This window comes from Erwinia sp. MMLR14_017, from assembly GCF_033657285.1.
Lineage (GTDB): Bacteria > Pseudomonadota > Gammaproteobacteria > Enterobacterales > Enterobacteriaceae > Erwinia.
In genome coordinates, this window is the sequence record NZ_JAWVWP010000009.1 from 1 (window position 1) to 16,692 (window position 16,692).

Annotated in this window: 10 protein-coding genes; 1 reads left to right on the forward strand and 9 read right to left on the reverse strand. The window is 56.7% G+C overall.

All coding sequences use genetic code 11. The features are described from left to right. Nucleotides 1-395: 395 nt before the first annotated feature. From yegS to SD961_RS15035, 8 genes are all read right to left on the reverse strand, one after another. Nucleotides 396-1,298 (reverse strand): lipid kinase YegS, encoded by a 903-nt coding sequence (yegS, locus tag SD961_RS15000; RefSeq protein WP_318791148.1) that lies wholly within the window; start codon nucleotides 1,296-1,298, stop codon nucleotides 396-398. Between the two features lie 244 nt (nucleotides 1,299-1,542). Continuing rightward, entirely contained in the window at nucleotides 1,543-2,916 is a 1,374-nt protein-coding gene (yegQ, locus tag SD961_RS15005) for a tRNA 5-hydroxyuridine modification protein YegQ (protein WP_318791149.1), read from the reverse strand. A 147-nt stretch (nucleotides 2,917-3,063) separates the two neighbouring features. Continuing rightward, complete coding sequence (gene baeR / locus SD961_RS15010) at nucleotides 3,064-3,771, reverse strand: two-component system response regulator BaeR (protein ID WP_318791324.1); 708 nt, start codon at nucleotides 3,769-3,771, stop codon at nucleotides 3,064-3,066. A 34-nt stretch (nucleotides 3,772-3,805) separates the two neighbouring features. Then, nucleotides 3,806-5,191: a two-component system sensor histidine kinase BaeS gene (gene baeS, locus SD961_RS15015; protein WP_318791150.1), complete on the reverse strand. Its 1,386-nt coding sequence runs from the start codon at nucleotides 5,189-5,191 to the stop codon at nucleotides 3,806-3,808. Next, complete coding sequence (locus SD961_RS15020; protein ID WP_318791151.1) at nucleotides 5,191-6,588, reverse strand: MFS transporter; 1,398 nt, start codon at nucleotides 6,586-6,588, stop codon at nucleotides 5,191-5,193. The genes baeS and SD961_RS15020 overlap by 1 nt, the downstream gene beginning before the upstream one ends. Next, nucleotides 6,585-9,653 (reverse strand): multidrug efflux RND transporter permease subunit MdtC, encoded by a 3,069-nt coding sequence (mdtC, locus tag SD961_RS15025; RefSeq protein WP_318791152.1) that lies wholly within the window; start codon nucleotides 9,651-9,653, stop codon nucleotides 6,585-6,587. The genes SD961_RS15020 and mdtC overlap by 4 nt, the downstream gene beginning before the upstream one ends. Further along, nucleotides 9,653-12,769 (reverse strand): MdtB/MuxB family multidrug efflux RND transporter permease subunit, encoded by a 3,117-nt coding sequence (locus SD961_RS15030; RefSeq protein WP_318791153.1) that lies wholly within the window; start codon nucleotides 12,767-12,769, stop codon nucleotides 9,653-9,655. Before SD961_RS15030 ends, mdtC begins: the two co-directional genes overlap by 1 nt. Next, on the reverse strand, nucleotides 12,769-14,016 hold the full coding sequence (locus tag SD961_RS15035; RefSeq protein ID WP_318791154.1) for an MdtA/MuxA family multidrug efflux RND transporter periplasmic adaptor subunit: 1,248 nt from the start codon (nucleotides 14,014-14,016) through the stop codon (nucleotides 12,769-12,771). Before SD961_RS15035 ends, SD961_RS15030 begins: the two co-directional genes overlap by 1 nt. 240 nt (nucleotides 14,017-14,256) lie before the next feature. Between SD961_RS15035 and SD961_RS15040 the strand changes: the two genes are divergently transcribed. Then, nucleotides 14,257-15,219, forward strand: a complete 963-nt coding sequence (locus tag SD961_RS15040; RefSeq protein ID WP_318791155.1) for an aldo/keto reductase — start codon at nucleotides 14,257-14,259, stop codon at nucleotides 15,217-15,219. Nucleotides 15,220-15,310: 91 nt separating this feature from the next. On the opposite strand, the gene yegD is transcribed toward SD961_RS15040, so the two are convergent. Next, nucleotides 15,311-16,663, reverse strand: coding sequence for a molecular chaperone (gene yegD / locus SD961_RS15045; RefSeq protein ID WP_318791156.1), 1,353 nt, complete (start codon nucleotides 16,661-16,663; stop codon nucleotides 15,311-15,313). Nucleotides 16,664-16,692 lie beyond the last annotated feature (29 nt).

Below are 16,692 nucleotides of genomic sequence, written 5' to 3' on the forward strand. Positions count from 1 at the left end.
CACCAATGCTGTGGGGAAGGGAGAGGGGGCTGATAAGCAAAAGCTAAGCGGCATGGACGCCGCTTCGCAGCCCCCACGGATGGGTTCACGGCGTTTTTGTGTTCAGCCCCCTCTCCCTGACCGGGCTGCTGGCCCTTCAGACGACATGCTTTTTAATTCAGCATCCTGTCCTGTCTGATTTGGTCACCTCTCACCCCAGACAACATGCCCTTACGGCAAGCCACCTAACGCCTGTCATCTTAAACCGTGCCACCGGCTCCCCCAGACAACATGCCCTTACCGCAAGCCACCTAACGCCCATCATCTTAAACCGTGCCACCGGCCCCTCCAGACCCAGACAACATACCGTTAAAATAACTTGCCCGTTATCCAGAGCTTACTTTCCGCGTTACCTGTCAGGCCAGCAGCTCACATGATGGCGGTAAACGGCAGGAGATAGCGGCAGGGAGCACTTCAATACGGAAAGAGGTACCGCTCAGTGGTTCGCCATCCAGATTAAAGGTCATCTCGTGCGGGGCGGTGATTTCCAGCCAGGGCAGCGAGGCGCGGATAATATTAGGGTTCTCGTCATCTCCGCCAATTACAGAATTTAGCAGGGTTGGCAGGATCTCTTTTGAGGTCACAATACTGAGCTCAAGTTTACCGTCATTGATCAGCGCAAAAGGACAAAGACGCTGCCCACCGCCAGCCTGACGACCATTACCAATGCCAATTACTAACGCATCCCCTTTCCAGTTAAAGTAGGGACCCGTCAGCTCGCAACTGTCTGCTTTAAGCGTATCCATGCGCATCAGCCCATGAATAAAGTACGAAACGCCACCCAGCGCAGATTTGAGCTTTTCCGGCGTTTCCGTGGTAATACGGGTGCCAAAGCCACCTGTCGCCATATTAATAAAATAGTGGCTGCCGTTAACGCTGGCGATATCGACTGGCGTGGCTTTACCTACAATTGCCAGACGCAGGGCATTTTCCATGTCAGCCGGGATGCCTGCGCTGGTGGCGAAATCATTCGCCGTACCCAGAGGAATAATGCCCAAAACAGGGCGAGTGGAGGCTTCAATGCCAGCCAGCGCGCTGGCTATCTCATTGATGGTGCCGTCACCGCCGCCAGCGACAACAGTATCTGCCTGCAGCTCAACCGCTTCCCGGAGAAAGCGTTTGCCGTCACCTTTCTCCCAGGTTACACGTACTTCAATGGGATAACCTTCTTCACGCAGGGCAAAAATTGCCTCACGCAGCTCTTCATTTCCTGCTCCTTTACCATTCAGTATCAGCAACGTAACCGGCTGTTTGTCCATATCTGTTATCCCTTGAAGAGTGACCCGTTCAGGCCGAAATTGATTCTGTTATAGCACATCTTGCCACAGCGGCGGGAGGGAAGAAGTCGGAAAAGAAAAGCCCGTCCGGGGGAGCCGGACGGGCCAAGGAGGTGGTTCCTGTTAAAACTTGCTGTTTAGTATTCTCGTTTTGAGCCAGCGCATCTTAGCCAGATTAGGCAAAAGGTTATGTGATCAATTTCTAATAACCGTAACATCAGGTAAATTAACCTGCTTTTTGCGTAAATTCAGTCCGTTTTGCCGGTGCATCTGGAAAATTTCGCAGCAAAAGCGCGTAAGTAAGGTCAATATCTTCCGGAACCGGGATCCAGACAAAATGGCCATTACCTGGCGCCACCTCTGTCGGTTCGAGCTTCTTGTTTGCCATAGACAGCAAATCAAAATTGATATTGCCAGCGGGCGTCATCAGCTCAAGATTATCGCCTTTACTGAACTTGTTTTTCACATCTACCAGCGCCAGTTCGCCCCGACGCTCACCGGTAAACTCGCCTACAAACTGCTGACGATCGGAGGCGGAATGGCCGTACTCATAGTTTTGATAGCTCTCATGGGTATGGCGGCGCAGAAAACCTTCGGTATAGCCACGGTGGGCCAGACCTTCCAGCGTATCCAGCAGGCTGGCGTCGAAAGGCTTGCCTGCTGCGGCATCATCAATGGCCCGACGGTAAACCTGAGCCGTACGTGCGCAATAGTAAAAGGATTTAGTGCGCCCTTCGATTTTTAGTGAATGCACGCCCATCTGCGTCAGTTGCCCGACGTGCGCTACCGCCCGCAGGTCTTTGGAGTTCATAATGTAAGTGCCGTGCTCATCCTCGAAGGCGGTCATATATTCCCCCGGTCGCATCGACTCTTCAATCATATAGACTTTATCGGTTGGCTCACCAACCCCCAGCGTGGGTTCGACGTTTTTCACCGGAATGGGCTGATGCTGATGAACGATATTACCCACCTCGTCCTGCTTGCCTTCCTGAACCTTATACTCCCAACGACAGGCGTTAGTGCAGGTACCCTGATTGGGGTCGCGCTTGTTGATATAACCTGATAGCAGGCAGCGGCCTGAATAGGCCATGCAGAGCGCGCCGTGAACAAAAATCTCCAGCTCCATCTCCGGCACCTGCTGACGAATTTCGGCAATCTCCTCAAGCGAGAGTTCCCGCGAAAGGATTACTCGCGTCAGCCCCATTTGCTGCCAGAATTTTACCGTTGCCCAGTTCACTGCGTTTGCCTGGACGGACAGGTGAACTTCCATCTGCGGGAAGGCTTCCCGCACCATCATAATCAGGCCGGGATCGGACATAATCAGCGCATCCGGCCCCATCTCCACCACCGGACGGAGATCGCGGATAAAGGTTTTCAGCTTGGCATTATGCGGAGCGATGTTCACCACCACGTAAAATTTCTTACCAAGGCTGTGAGCCTCGTTAATACCCAGCGCCAGATTCTCGTGGTTAAATTCGTTGTTACGCACCCGCAGGCTGTAACGGGGCTGGCCGGCATACACCGCATCCGCACCATAGGCGAAGGCGTAACGCATATTTTTCAGCGTACCGGCCGGGGAGAGCAGTTCCGGTTTGAACATAAGGATCTCGTTGGTCTGATGTCAGGTCAGCTTTTTTCGGCGTAAATCCACTGAAAAAAGAGTATCAATGAGAGAAAAAGGCCGCACAAGGCGGCCTTACAAAGAGTACGGAGATTGTAAAAGCTGTGGCGGAGAATGTAAATTGCGCTAGATCAAACGACAGACATCAGCTTCCCAACGGTAACCCATGCCGTACACCGCGCGGATAAAAGGTTGATCGGCATCGAGCAGCTCCAGCTTCCGCCGCAGGTTTTTAATATGGCTGTCGATAGTACGGTCAGTCACCACGCGATAATCATCATAGAGATGATTCAGCAGCATCTCACGTGAAAAGACTTTACCTGGCTCCTGGGCCAGCGTTTTCAGCAGGCGGAACTCTGCTGGTGTCAGATCCAGCGGCCTTTCGTCCCAGCTGGCCTGAAAACGGCTCTCGTCAATCACCAGCAGAGAAGCCTTCTGCGCCTCTTCAGGTGTACGCTGGCAGCGTTTAAGGATGGTTTTCACCCTGGCTACCACTTCCCGCGGACTGAAGGGCTTGCAGATATAGTCATCCGCGCCAATTTCCAGCCCCAACAGGCGGTCAATTTCTTCCGTTTTAGCGGTAATCATCACGATCGGCAGCTCGGAGAAGCGCCTGATTTCGCGGCACAGCGACAGGCCGTCCATGCCCGGCAGCATCAGATCCAGCAGGATCATATCCGGCGGGCTCTGTCTGACCCACTCCAGCACTTCATCGCCGCGCAGGAGATGATGGGTACGGTAGTTGGCAGCCTGGAGATAATCCACCAGTAGCTGACCGAGTTTGGGTTCGTCTTCAACCACTAAAATCAGCGGGGCAAGCGTTTCCTGATCCATAACACTCATCTTTAACTCGAGGTGACACACCTCTTTAGTTGGTTTTGCAGGGTAAGTGTACCGTAATTTTCAGGCCGCCGGCATCGGAGTGATCCGCAACAATGGTGCCGTCGTGCGCTTCCACAATATTCTGACAAATGGCCAGGCCAAGCCCGGAGCCGCCGCTGGCACGATTGCGCGAGCTTTCGGCACGGTAGAAGCGTTCGAAAATTTGCTGGCGCTGTTCATCCGTTATGCCGGGGCTGGTATCGTCGAAATAAATAATCTGCTGCTCCGGATGTGACTCCACGGTGACCGTCAGACCGCCTCCGGTATCGGTATAGCGCAGGCTGTTTTCCATCAGATTGGTAAACAGCTGCATCAACCTGTCGGGATCGCCAAACAGCGGCGCCTGCTCCGGTAGCTTTAAATCAAGCCGCAGCCCGCGGTTCTGGTAGCGGCCGTTAAAGTTGCTGGCGACCAGCTCCAGCAACGGCACCAAATCCGTTTTGCTCTTGCGATAGGCGAGGGCGCCTTCATCAGATAACGAAAGCTGGTGAACGTCATCCACCAGCTTGGTCAGCGTACTGACTTCCCCCTGCAGCGAGATGATGGATTCGGGCGTCAGTTTACGCACGCCATCCTGAATCGCTTCCAGCTCGCCGCGCAGGATAGCCAGCGGCGTACGCAGCTCATGGGAAATATCGGCCATAAAGGCGCGGCGCATGCTCTCATTTTTCTCCAGCGTGCTGGCAAGACGGTTAAAGTCCTGTGCCAGCCTGCCCAGTTCGTCGCGGCTGTTGGCTTCTACACGGCTGGTGAAATCTCCTGCGGCGAGATGATGCGTTCCTTCAACCAGCCGCTTAACCGGCGCAAGCAGGCCGCGAGACATCAGCCAGGTGACCAGCGCGGCCAGCAGCATGGTCAGGCCGACTATGATCCAGCTGGTGCGCTTTTGCTGCTGGTCGAAATTGATATCCGCGCTCCGGGTCAGGCGTTCAGGCGGCGAGCCAATTACCCACCCCACGATGCGCCCGTTGCTGGTGGTGATGTTCCGCCGTGAGCCTTCAGGCGGCACCGGGCCACGCGGGCCGATCATCACATGATACTGTTGATCGATAACCCAGAACTGTGTACGCCAGCCGTGGGGCGGAAGCTGCGAGCTGGAGTCCGGGTTCTGCTCCAGCGAATGCAGGATTTGAAAAACCAGCTTGTTGTTTTGACGCAAAAAATCCCAGTTACCGTGCTGTTCATACTGATCTGACAGCGCATCGCTGAGCATCACCAGGCGCTGCTCGTTGCCTTTTTTGATGTAGTCGATAAAACCGTGTTCAAAGCTGAGCCGCACCCCCCAGTGCATGGTGATCAGCACCAGCATGCAGGTGGAGAAAATTGCCGCGAACAGCTTGGCGGTAATGCCAATACGCAATTTAGCTAACATTAACCCCTCCTTTTACGGCTCAGTACGACGTTTTTACTGACTTCCGGTACACGCCAGAACACCAGCGCAGGCAGAACAATCACCACCGCCATGCAGAAATAGGTAGAGATAAAGGCCTGATGTACCGCCGGGCTGTCGGCCAGCGTCTGATGTCCGAAGGTGCCCAGCAACAGGCCCGCCACGGTGACGCCGATACTCGTAGAGAGCTGCATGATCATCGACAGCAGGCTGTTACCGCTGCTGGCTAATGCATCGGGCAGCTCTTTCAGCGTCAGCGTATTCATGGAGGAGAAGCGAATGGCGTTAACCATGCCCTGCAGAAATAGCACCACCGGCAGCAGGTAATACCAGCCCAGCATTGCTACAAGCGGGAACAAAAGCACCACCAGCGCCAGACTGACAGTGGCGCCCACCAGCACGTTGCGATAGCCAAAGCGGTTAACAATCTGTACCACGATGCGCTTCATGCCCATGTTGCCCAGCACCATCGGGATCATCATCAGTCCCGCATGGAAAGGGCTGTAACCCATACCGACCTGCAGAAATATCGGCGTCATAAAGGGCAGCATGCCGCTGCCGATACGTCCGGTAAAACTGCCCAGCAAGCCGATAGAATAGATGCGGTTTTCAAACAGCTTCAGGCTGAACAGCGCGTTCTCGTTGCTTCGGGCATGCATCAGATAAAAGAGCAGCGAGAAAACACCCACCAGAATAAACAGGCACAGCAGCAGCGGCGGACTTCCTGTCCCGTGCTGACCATCCAGCGCCAGCGTCAGGGTAGCCATACCGACGGCCAGCAGCAGGAAGCCGATAAAATCGAAACGGCGGGGCGGCAGGCTCAGATTGGGCATCAGCATCAAGGTGGCGATGGCGCCGATAATGCCTACCGGAATGTTGATCAGGAAGATCCAGTGCCAGCTGGCGTACTCTACCAACACGCCGCCCAGCACTGGTCCCAGAAGCGGGCCTACCTGGCCGGGCAGTGTTACAAAAGTCATCGCGGCCATATACTGTTCACGAGGCACCAGTTTCATCACGGTGAGTCGACCCACCGGCACCATCATTGCGCCGCCAATACCCTGAACCACGCGAGCCAGAATCAGCTGATCCAGCGAGGTGGCTAACGAACAAAACAGCGAGCCTGCGCTGAACAGGATGATGGCGCTGAAGAAGATATTACGCACGCCAAACCTGTCAGCCAGCCAGCCGCTTACCGGCAGCATCACCGCTACCGTCAGCACGTAAGAGACAATGACTGAATGCATATGCAGCGGGTTTTCATGCAGGCTTACCGCCATCGACGGCAGGGCAGTATTGACAATAGTGGTGTCCAGCGCCTGCATAAAAAAGCCAAAGGCGACAATCCACAGCTGCCAGCGAACGGTGGGTGCATTCATGTTTTTACCAGCTCCTGACGCGGCCTGCGACGCAGCTTATCCATATAGAGATAAACCACCGGCGTGGTGTACAGCGTCAGCAGCTGGCTCATCACCAGACCCCCGACGATAGTGATCCCCAGTGGCTGTCGCAGTTCTGCGCCGTCACCGGAAGTCAGCACCAGTGGCAGTGCGCCCAGCAGCGCCGCCAGCGTGGTCATCATAATGGGCCGGAAACGCAGCAGGCTGGCCTGGAAAATCGCTTCCCGCGCGGTGAGATTGCCGTTTCGCTGCGCTTCCAGCGCGAAATCCACCATCATGATGGCGTTTTTCTTCACGATGCCGATCAGCAGCAGGATCCCTATCAGCGCAATCAGGCTGAACGGCGCGCTGAACAGCTCCAGCGCCAGCAGTGCACCCACGCCCGCCGAGGGCAGCGTAGAGAGGATAGTCAGCGGATGAACATAGCTCTCGTAGAGGATCCCCAGCACGATATAGACCGTGGCAATGGCGGCAATAATTAACCAGATCTGGCTGTTCTGGCTCTGCTGAAACGCCTGCGCCGTACCGGCAAAACTGCCGCGCACGGTAAGCGGCACGCCCAGCGCGGTCATGCTGCGGTCTATGGCAGCAGAAGCCTGCGACAGCGATACGCCTTCCGGCAGGTTAAAGGAGATGGTGGAAGCGGCTGACAGCCCCTGATGATTCACCGAAAGCGGTGAGTTAGCAGGCTGCCAGTGAGCGAACCACGAGAGGGGGATCGCTTTGCCGTCGCTGTTTACCACATACATTAAATCGAGCGAGCTGATATCCTGGGTATAGCGCGGGTCCACTTCCATTACCACTTTATACTGGTTGAGCGGTTGATAGATGGTGGAGATCTGCCGCTGGCCAAAAGCATTGTTCAGCAGGGCGTTGGCCGCCGCCACGTCGATCCCCAACCGCGCCATGCTTTCACGATCATAGATCAGCGCCATTTCGGAGCCTTTGTCCTGCTGATCGGAGTTCACGTCCGCCAGCTCCGGCAGAGCAGAAAACGCCTGGCGAATTTTCGGTTCCCACTGGCGTAAATCGTCCAGGTTGTCGGAAAGTAGCGTGTACTGATAGCCCGCATTGGACTCCCTTCCGCCTACTCGCAAATCCTGCACCGCCATCAGATAAAGGTTTGCCCCCGGTTCTTTCGCCAGTTTGTTACGCAGCCGGGCGATGATCTCCTGCGACGTCTCGCTGCGCTCGCTCAGCGGCTTCAGCGAAATAAACATCGAGCCGCTGTTGGTCCGTGAGCCGCCGGTGAACCCGACTACGCTCTCCACCGCCGGGTCATCGCGCACGATTTTCATAAAATCTTCCAGCTTGCCGCGCATCGCCTGGAAAGAGATGCTCTGGTCAGCCTGAATAGAGCCCATCAGCCTGCCGGTATCCTGCTCCGGCATAAAGGTTTTCGGGATCGCTATGTAGAGGTAAATGGTCAGGCCGATAGTGGCGAGGAACACCAGTAGCGTCCAGCGCGAGTGGTTAAGTACCCAGTTCAGCGAACGTCCGTAGCCTTGCTGGATCGCCATCAGCACTTTGCCAAATCCCCGGATGCGGGATTGCTGGCGCTGCGGCTGCGCGCGTAGCAGCCTGGCACACATCATGGGCGTCAGCGTGACGGAGATGATCAATGAAATAACGATCGACACGGAGAGCGTCAGGGCAAACTCCTTAAAGAACCGCCCAACCAGTCCGCCCAGCATCAGCAGCGGCAGGAAGACGGCAACCAGCGAGAGGCTCATTGAGAGCACCGTAAAGCCCACCTCCCGCACGCCCTGTAGCGAAGCCTGTAGCGGTTTCATGCCCGCTTCGACGTGCCGCGAAATGTTCTCCAGCACCACAATCGCATCGTCCACCACAAAGCCGGTGGCGACGGTGAGCGCCATCAGCGACAGGTTATTCAGGCTGAAACCGCACAGATACATCGCGGCAAAGGTGCCAATCAGCGAAACGGGAACCGCTACCGCCGGGATCAGCGTGGCGCGGCCTGAGCGCAGGAAAGCGAACACCACGAGGATAACCAGCCCGACAGAGATCGCCAGCGACTGCTCCACTTCCGCCAGCGAGGCGCGGATGGTGGGCGAGCGGTCCTGCGCCACATCAAGATGAATCGACGCCGGAATAATAGCGTTCAGCTCCGGCACTTCCGCCCGGATGCGATCCACGGTATCGATAATGTTCGCTTCCGGCAGCTTGCGGATCAGCACCAGAATGGCCGGTTTGGCGTTGGCCATCCCGGCATTGCGCACATCCTGAACCGAGTCGGTAACCGTTGCCACATCCTGCAACCGTACGGCTGAACCCGCGTTGTAATGCACGATCAGCGGCTGATAGTCCGCCGCAGTTTGCAGCTCGTCGTTGGTTTTCAGCTGCCAGCGTTGCGAGCGATCCTCAATGGCACCCTGCGGCCTGCGCTGGTTAGCATCAGATATGGTCTGGCGGACATCATCCAGCGACACGCCCTGATTGAATAACGCCTGCGGGTTCAGGTTCACGCGCACGGCAGGCAGCGAGCTTCCGCCAATGGTCACGTCGCCCACGCCATCGATTTGCGACAGCTTTTGCGCCAGCTGCGTCGAGGCGTAGTCATACAGCTGACCCGGCGAATAGGTATCCGAGGTCAGCGTCATAATCATGATCGGCGCGTCAGAAGGATTGATCTTCCGATAGGTTGGCCGACTGGGCATGCCGCTGGGAAGCAGACTCTGCGCCGCATTGATAGCGCCCTGAACATCCCGCGCTGCGCCGTTAATATCCCGGTCATAATCAAAAACCAGGATGATGCGCGTGCTGCCGAGCGAACTGGTTGAGGTCATTTCGCTGACCCCGGCAATACGGCCTAACGAGCGCTCCAGCGGCGTGGCAACGGAAGAGGCCATGGTTTCAGGTGAGGCGCCTGGCAACGAGGCGCTGATCAGGATCACCGGGAAATCCACCTGCGGCAGTGGGGCCACCGGCAACAGCCGGAAGCCGAGAATGCCCGCCAGCAGGATGGCAATTGTCAGCAGGATCGTCGCCACCGGGCGGTGGATAAATAACGCAAAAAACTTCACTACGCTTCCTCCTGCTTAAATCGACGGCGGGTGGCATGCGCCAGACGGTCAAACAGCAGGTAGATAACCGGAGTGGTAAACAGCGTCAGTACCTGGCTGACCACCAGCCCGCCTACCATCGCCACGCCCAGCGGATGCCGCAGCTCCGCGCCCACGCCGCTACTCAGCATCAGCGGCAGCGCGCCCAGCAGGGCGGCCAGCGTGGTCATCAGTATCGGCCTGAAGCGCAGCAGGCAGGCCTGATAAATGGCGTCATAAGGCGACATCCCCTGTTCGCGCTCCGCCGCCAGCGCAAAGTCGATCATCATGATGGCGTTTTTCTTCACGATGCCAATCAGCAGAATGATACCGATGATAGCGATCACATCCAGTTCATTGCCGCTGAGCATTAAGGCCAGCAGCGCGCCCACGCCAGCAGTGGGCAGGGTGGAGAGAATGGTAATCGGATGAATAAAGCTCTCGTACAGCACGCCAAGTACGATATACATCGCCACAACCGCCGCGACTATCAGCCAGACGGTACTGGAGAGCGCCGCCTGGAACGCCAGCGTACTGCCCTGGAACTGGGTCATGATTTCCGACGGCATAGCCAGATCCTGTTCAGCGCCGCTGATAGCATTCACCGCTTCCTCCAGCGAGTAACCGTCGCTGACGTTGAAGGAGAAGGTGGTGGAGGGGAACTGATCAAGATGGTTGATGCTCATTGCCCCGTGGCGCTGCTCAATGGAGGCGATAGCGCTCAGCGGCACTACGCCGCCCGAGCTGCTGTTGAGACGAATGCTCTCCAGCCCGGCCAGTCCCGGCGTGGCAGAGGTGTCGTTCTCCAGTACCACTCGGTACTGATTAGCCTGGGTGTAGATGGTAGAGATCAGCCGCTGACCAAAGGCGTTGTAGAGCGCGTTATCGACATCGGCCATGGTAATACCCAGCCGACTGGCATTGTCGCGGTCAACCTTGATATAAGCTTCCAGCCCCTGGTCCTGCCAGTCGCTGCTGACATCTTTCAACTGGGGCAGGGTGGCAAGCTGGGTCATCAGCTTGGGTACCCACAGACTCAACGACTCCAGCGATCCAGCCTGCAGCGTAAACTGATACTGCGTGCGGCTTAGCTGAGTATCAATGGTCAAATCCTGTACCGGCTGAAGATAGAGATTCACGCCGGGCATTTTTGCCACAGCCGCCTGCAGCCGGTCGATCACCACCGGAATACGATCGTCCCGTTCACTCAAGGGTTTGAGACTGATTTGCAGCCGACCGCTGTTGAGCGCCGGATTAGTGCCGTCCACGCCGACAAATGAAGTCAGGCTCTGCACGGCAGGATCTTTCATGATCACCGAAGCAACCTGTTGCTGCCGCTGCGCCATATTGGCATAGGATACGGACTGCGGCGCCTGAAGCGTGCCCTGAATGATGCCGTTATCCTGCAACGGGAAAAAGCCTTTAGGAATAGCGATCCACAGCAGTACGGTCACAGCCAGCGTGCCCAGCGCAACGCTCAGCGTCAGCCAGGGATGGTTCAGTACCCGCCGCAGAAAATGACCGTAACCGGCAATAATGCGATCGAACATCGCTTCGCTGGCGCGTGAGAACCGGTTCTGCTTGCGCAGCGACTCGGCGCTTAGCATGCGGGCGCACATCATCGGCGTCAGCGTCAGCGAGACCACGGCGGAGATCAGAATAGAGATCGCCAGCGTGACGGCGAATTCGCGGAACAGCCGACCGACAATATCGCCCATAAACAGCAGCGGGATCAGCACGGCAATCAGCGAAAAGGTCAGCGAAATAATGGTGAAGCCAATCTCGCCCGCCCCTTTCAGCGCTGCCGCCAGCGGTTTCTCGCCTTTCTCGATGTAGCGTGAAATATTTTCGATCACCACAATCGCATCATCCACCACAAAACCAGTGGCGATGGTCAGCGCCATCAGCGTGAGGTTGTTAATCGAAAAGCCAAGAAAATAGATCACGGCAAAAGTGCCTACCAGCGACAGGGGAACCGCAACCGCAGGAATAATCGTGGCCGGAACGTTGCGCAGGAACAGGTAAATGATCATCACCACCAGCGCAATAGCCAGCATCAGCTCAAACTGAACGTCGTGGACGGAGGCGCGAATGTTGGTGGTACGGTCGGTCAGTACCTTCACATCCACTGATTTTGGCAGCGTGGCGGTCAGCGCAGGCAGCATTTGCCGGATACTGTCAGCCGTGGTGATGATGTTGGCGCCCGGCTGACGCTGGATATTCAGCACAATGGCGGGCTGCCGGTTCGCCCAGGCCCCCAGCCAGCTGTTTTCCGCGCCCTGTTCCACCGTCGCCACATCACGCAACCGCACCGGAGAACCGTTCTGGTAAGAGACGATCAGCTGGCGGTAATCCTCAGCGGATTTCATCTGATCGTTGGCGGAAAGGGTGATGGAGCGTTCGGGGCCGTCGAGGCTGCCTTTAGCAGAGTTGACGTTGGCATTGCTGATGGCGGTGCGGACGGTTTCGCTGTCCAGATTCAGCGCTGCCAGCGCTTCTGCATTCAGCTTCACCCGGACCGCAGGCCGCTGCCCACCCGCCAGCGTAACGAGACCAACGCCTGAGACCTGCGAGATCTTCTGCGCCACGCGGGTTTCCACCATATCCTCTACCTGCGTCATAGGCATGCTGGTAGTGGTAACGGCCAGCGTCATGATGGGCGGATCTGCCGGGTTCACTTTGCTGTAGACCGGTGGATTCGGTAAGTCTGAGGGCAACAGGTTGGTCGCGGCATTAATGGCCGCCTGCACTTCCTGCTCCGCCACGTCGAGCGGCAGCGTAAGCTGGAACTGCAAGGTGACTACAGACGCGCCGCCGGAACTTTGCGACGACATCTGTTTCAGCCCGGACATCTGCCCGAACTGGCGCTCAAGCGGCGCGGTTATCGACGATGTGACCACGTCCGGACTCGCTCCCGGATAGAGCGTGACCACCTGAATAGTGGGGTAATCCACTTCCGGCAGGGCCGAGACAGGCAGGGCGCGGTAGCCCAAAATACCGGCAAGCAGGATCGCCACCATCAGGAGCGTGGTGGCAACAGGACGAAGGATAAACTGGCGGGAAGGCCCGCCGCTGGCGTTAGGGGGCATGACCTGCATCAGGAACTGGCTCCCTTAGACGGCAGGGCGCTTTTGCCGGAGGTGAGCGGCGTAGCCTGCGGCGCAACCACCTCTACTTTCGCCCCCTCGGTCAGACGATCGATGCCGTCCGTGACCACGCGTTCACCGGCATTAAGCCCGGCTGTTACCACGATTTTCTGGCTGTCCTGCAGGCCGGTGGTGATCAGCTTCTTGCTGACTTTATTCTCGGCGTTCACTACCCAGACAAAATTGCCTTCGTTGCCCATCTGCAGAGCCGCAGCGGGGATAACGATGGCGTCCTGTAAGGTGTTGACCTTCAGGCGGGCATTTACAAACTGGTTAGGGAACAACATGTCGTCATCATTGGCGAAGCGGGCTTTCAGCTTCACGGTGCCGGTAGTGACGTCAATCTGGTTATCCATGCTGAGCAGCGTGCCGCTGGTCAGCAGCGTTTTGTTGCTGCGATCCCAGGCTTCAACCGGGATCGGCTGACCGCTCTTTTGCGCAGATAAAATTGTGCTGATGGTATTTTCCGGCAGGCTGAAGACCAGATCGACCGGGTGCGTCTGAGTAATCACCACGATGCCGGTCGTATCACCGCTGGTAATGTAATTACCAACATCGACCTGCTTAAGCCCGACGCGGCCAGAGATAGGGGCCGTAACGCGGCTGTAGGTGAGATTAAGTTGTGCGCTCGCTACGCTGCCCTCATCGGCCTTAAGAGTGCCCAGCGTTTCATCGACCAGAGAGCGCTGGGTATCCATCTCCTGCTGCGAGACAAGGTTGGTTTTAGCCAGCTTTTCAAATCGGGCAAGGTCACGGCGGGCATTAGCGAGAGTGGCCCGATCTTTCGCCAGCTGCCCCTGTGCCTGAGTTAACGCTACCTGATAAGGACGGGGATCAATCTCTGCAAGAAGCTGACCCGCTTTGACCTCCTGGCCTTCGGTAAAGTGCAGGGCAATCAGATCGCCATCAACCCGGCTGCGCAACGTAACGGTATTGGCGGCGGTAACCGTCCCCAGACCTGAAAGATATTGCGGCACGCTCTGTCGTACCGCTTCTGCGGCCTGAACCGGTGCCGTTGCGCCCGTGGCCGCATGCCGTCCACCGCCTTTGCCGCCTGTGGATTTAGCGGGCTGCGCTCCCGCACTCTTATCTGGGGCGCTGCTGCTGTGGCTGCTGTACCACCAGTAACCGCCGCCTGCTACAAGCGCAACAATAATCAGAATCGGCAAGATTTTTTTAGAACGGCGCTGAGCATTCATCTTGTTAATAGCTCTCCAGTAGCAATAAATGGTTCCACAAGGGCCTGAAAGGGGATGGCCCCTAAAGCGTTTATTTTAGCGAATGTATAACCCGCAAAAGTGAAGGAAATAAGGATAACCGTTCAGCGGTTGTAAGTATTCCTGTCCTGCACATCTTTTGCCACAAATCAACGAAGCAGGGGTGAGACTGTTTGCTACGCTAAAACCAATGTAGTCAAACGCTTTAATAAGGAGAGAATAATGCGTCATTCTGAGCATCGCTCACTGGGCCGTACCGGTATTCAGGTTCCCACACTGACCTTTGGCGGCAACGTATTTGGCTGGACAGTCGACCAGAAAACCTCTTTTTCCCTGCTGGATGCGCTGGTGGAAAAAGGACTCTATTTTATTGATACCGCCGATGTCTATTCGCGCTGGGCGCCGGGGAATCAGGGCGGGGAGTCGGAAACGATCATCGGTAACTGGCTGAAGCAAAGCGGTAAACGCGACAAAATCGTGCTCGCTACCAAAGTCGGAATAGAGATGGGGCCGGGAAAAAAGGGGCTGGCTCCGGCCTATATTCGTCAGGCGGTGGAGGACTCTTTACGCAGACTGCAAACTGACACTATCGATCTCTATCAGGCTCACCGGGACGACCCGGAGACGCCCCTGCAGGCAACGCTGGAGACGTTCGATGCGCTGATCAAAGAGGGCAAGGTGCGGGCGATTGGTGCTTCTAATTACTCAGCAGAACGTCTTAGCGAAGCACTGAAAATCAGCGGTGAACAGGGGCTGGCGCGTTATGAGACCCTACAGCCAGAATACAATCTTTATGACCGTGAAGAGTATGAAAGCGGGCTGGAGCAGGTAGCAGAAGAGCATGGGCTTGGCGTAATTAATTACTATTCCCTCGCCAGCGGTTTTCTGAGCGGTAAATACCGCACCAGGGAGGACGCCAGCAAGAGTAAACGTGGCGATGGCGTGGTAGAAAAATACCTGAATAAACGAGGATTGCAGATCCTTGCCGCGCTGGATCAGGTAGCCGAAGCTAACAGCGCCACGCCGACTCAGGTTGCACTGGCCTGGCAGATTGCCCGCCCCAGCATTACCGCGCCGATTGTCAGCGTTACCTCGCTGGCACAACTGGATGAACTGACTAAAGCGGCTTCGTTAACACTCAGCGATGAAGATATTCGCGCCCTCTCTGAAGCCAGCAGCTACTGACCCGGCTGTTTTGCGCCTCTGACTGAGGCGCAAAACTCCGCAAAGAAACCCTACTTTTCTCGCTCAGGACGCGTATCAGCAGAGGTTGGCGTTAGCGGAACATTACCTGTGCCCAGCGAGCCAGTCCGGCGGTGACGGAACCAAAATCATCACCACTGGCCAGCGGGATATCAGGTAACTGCTGCTGCAACGCCTGGCGCAGAACCGGTGAACGTGCGCTGCCGCCGGTCAGATAGATAACGTCCGGGCGCGTGCCGCTGGCATCCAGAGCCAGTTTCACCTGCTCCTTGATCCGCTCTAACGGCTGTGCAATGGCTGCTTCCAGTCCTGCCACGCTGATATCCGTAGCCAGAGCCTGTTCAATAAAGTTCAGCGCAGTAGTCACTTCAGCCTGTTCGGAGAGGGCAATTTTGCTCTCTTCTGCGGCGCGCACCAGGCGGTAGCCCAGGCGCTGCTGCCACACTTTCAGCAGCCGCTTCACCTTTTCAGGCTCCTGCGCGTCACGGATCAGATCCATCAGCAGCTTTTTGCTGGCGGCGGCATAAAAGTCGCTTTGCGCCGGAACATCGTTGATAGCCACGGCGTTCCACCAAGGCAGTGCAGGCAGGGCAATACCTTTCCCCGTTGCGCCCCCCAGTCCCAACAGCGGCATCAGCTCTTTGAATGCCAGCATGATATCCAGGTCGTTTCCACCGACGCGGCAGCCGCTGTGGCCCAGCAGGCTGGCATTACGATCGGATTTATCGTGCCATTGCGGCCCCATCAGCAGCATCGAGCAGTCGGTGGTGCCGCCGCCGATATCGACAACCAGCACGCGGGTTTCTGCAGAGAGTGTCGCTTCAAATTCCAGGCCGGCTGCCACAGGTTCGAACTGAAACTCCACCTCTTTAAATCCGGCCCGGCTCGCTGCACGAGCCAGAATGCCCTGCGCCTGACGGTTGGCCTCGTCTCCGCCCAGACCCTGGAAGTTAATGGGACGGCCAATCACCGCCTGCGTGATGCTTTCGTTCAGATGCTGCTCCGCCTTCTGGCGAATATGCAGCATCATGGCGCAGACCAAATCCTCGAAAAAAGCGACCTGTTGCGGTTTTAGCCCGCTGGCACCGAGGAAAGATTTCGGGGATTTAACGAACCAGACATCTTCAGGGTCGGCCATATATTGCGCGAGGGAAGCCAGACCGAACTGAACGCTTGAGGAGGTCACCTCAATGTCTTCTTCACGGTTAAGCGCCAGCGCGCGGCGCAGGATCGCCTGGTTCTCCGCTTCAGGAGTAGGAACCTGATGATGGCGGAACAACCATTCGCTCACCGCATCACGAGTGGGCGCACAAAGCATTGAGGGCAACAGGGTGGAGCCTTGCTCCAGCGGCAGCAGGCCAGGCGCGCCATCCTTCATAATGGCGACCGAGCAATTTGCTGTTCCGTAATCAAAGCCAATAAACATTTATCCCCCTCAGCTGGAAAAAAGGGGGC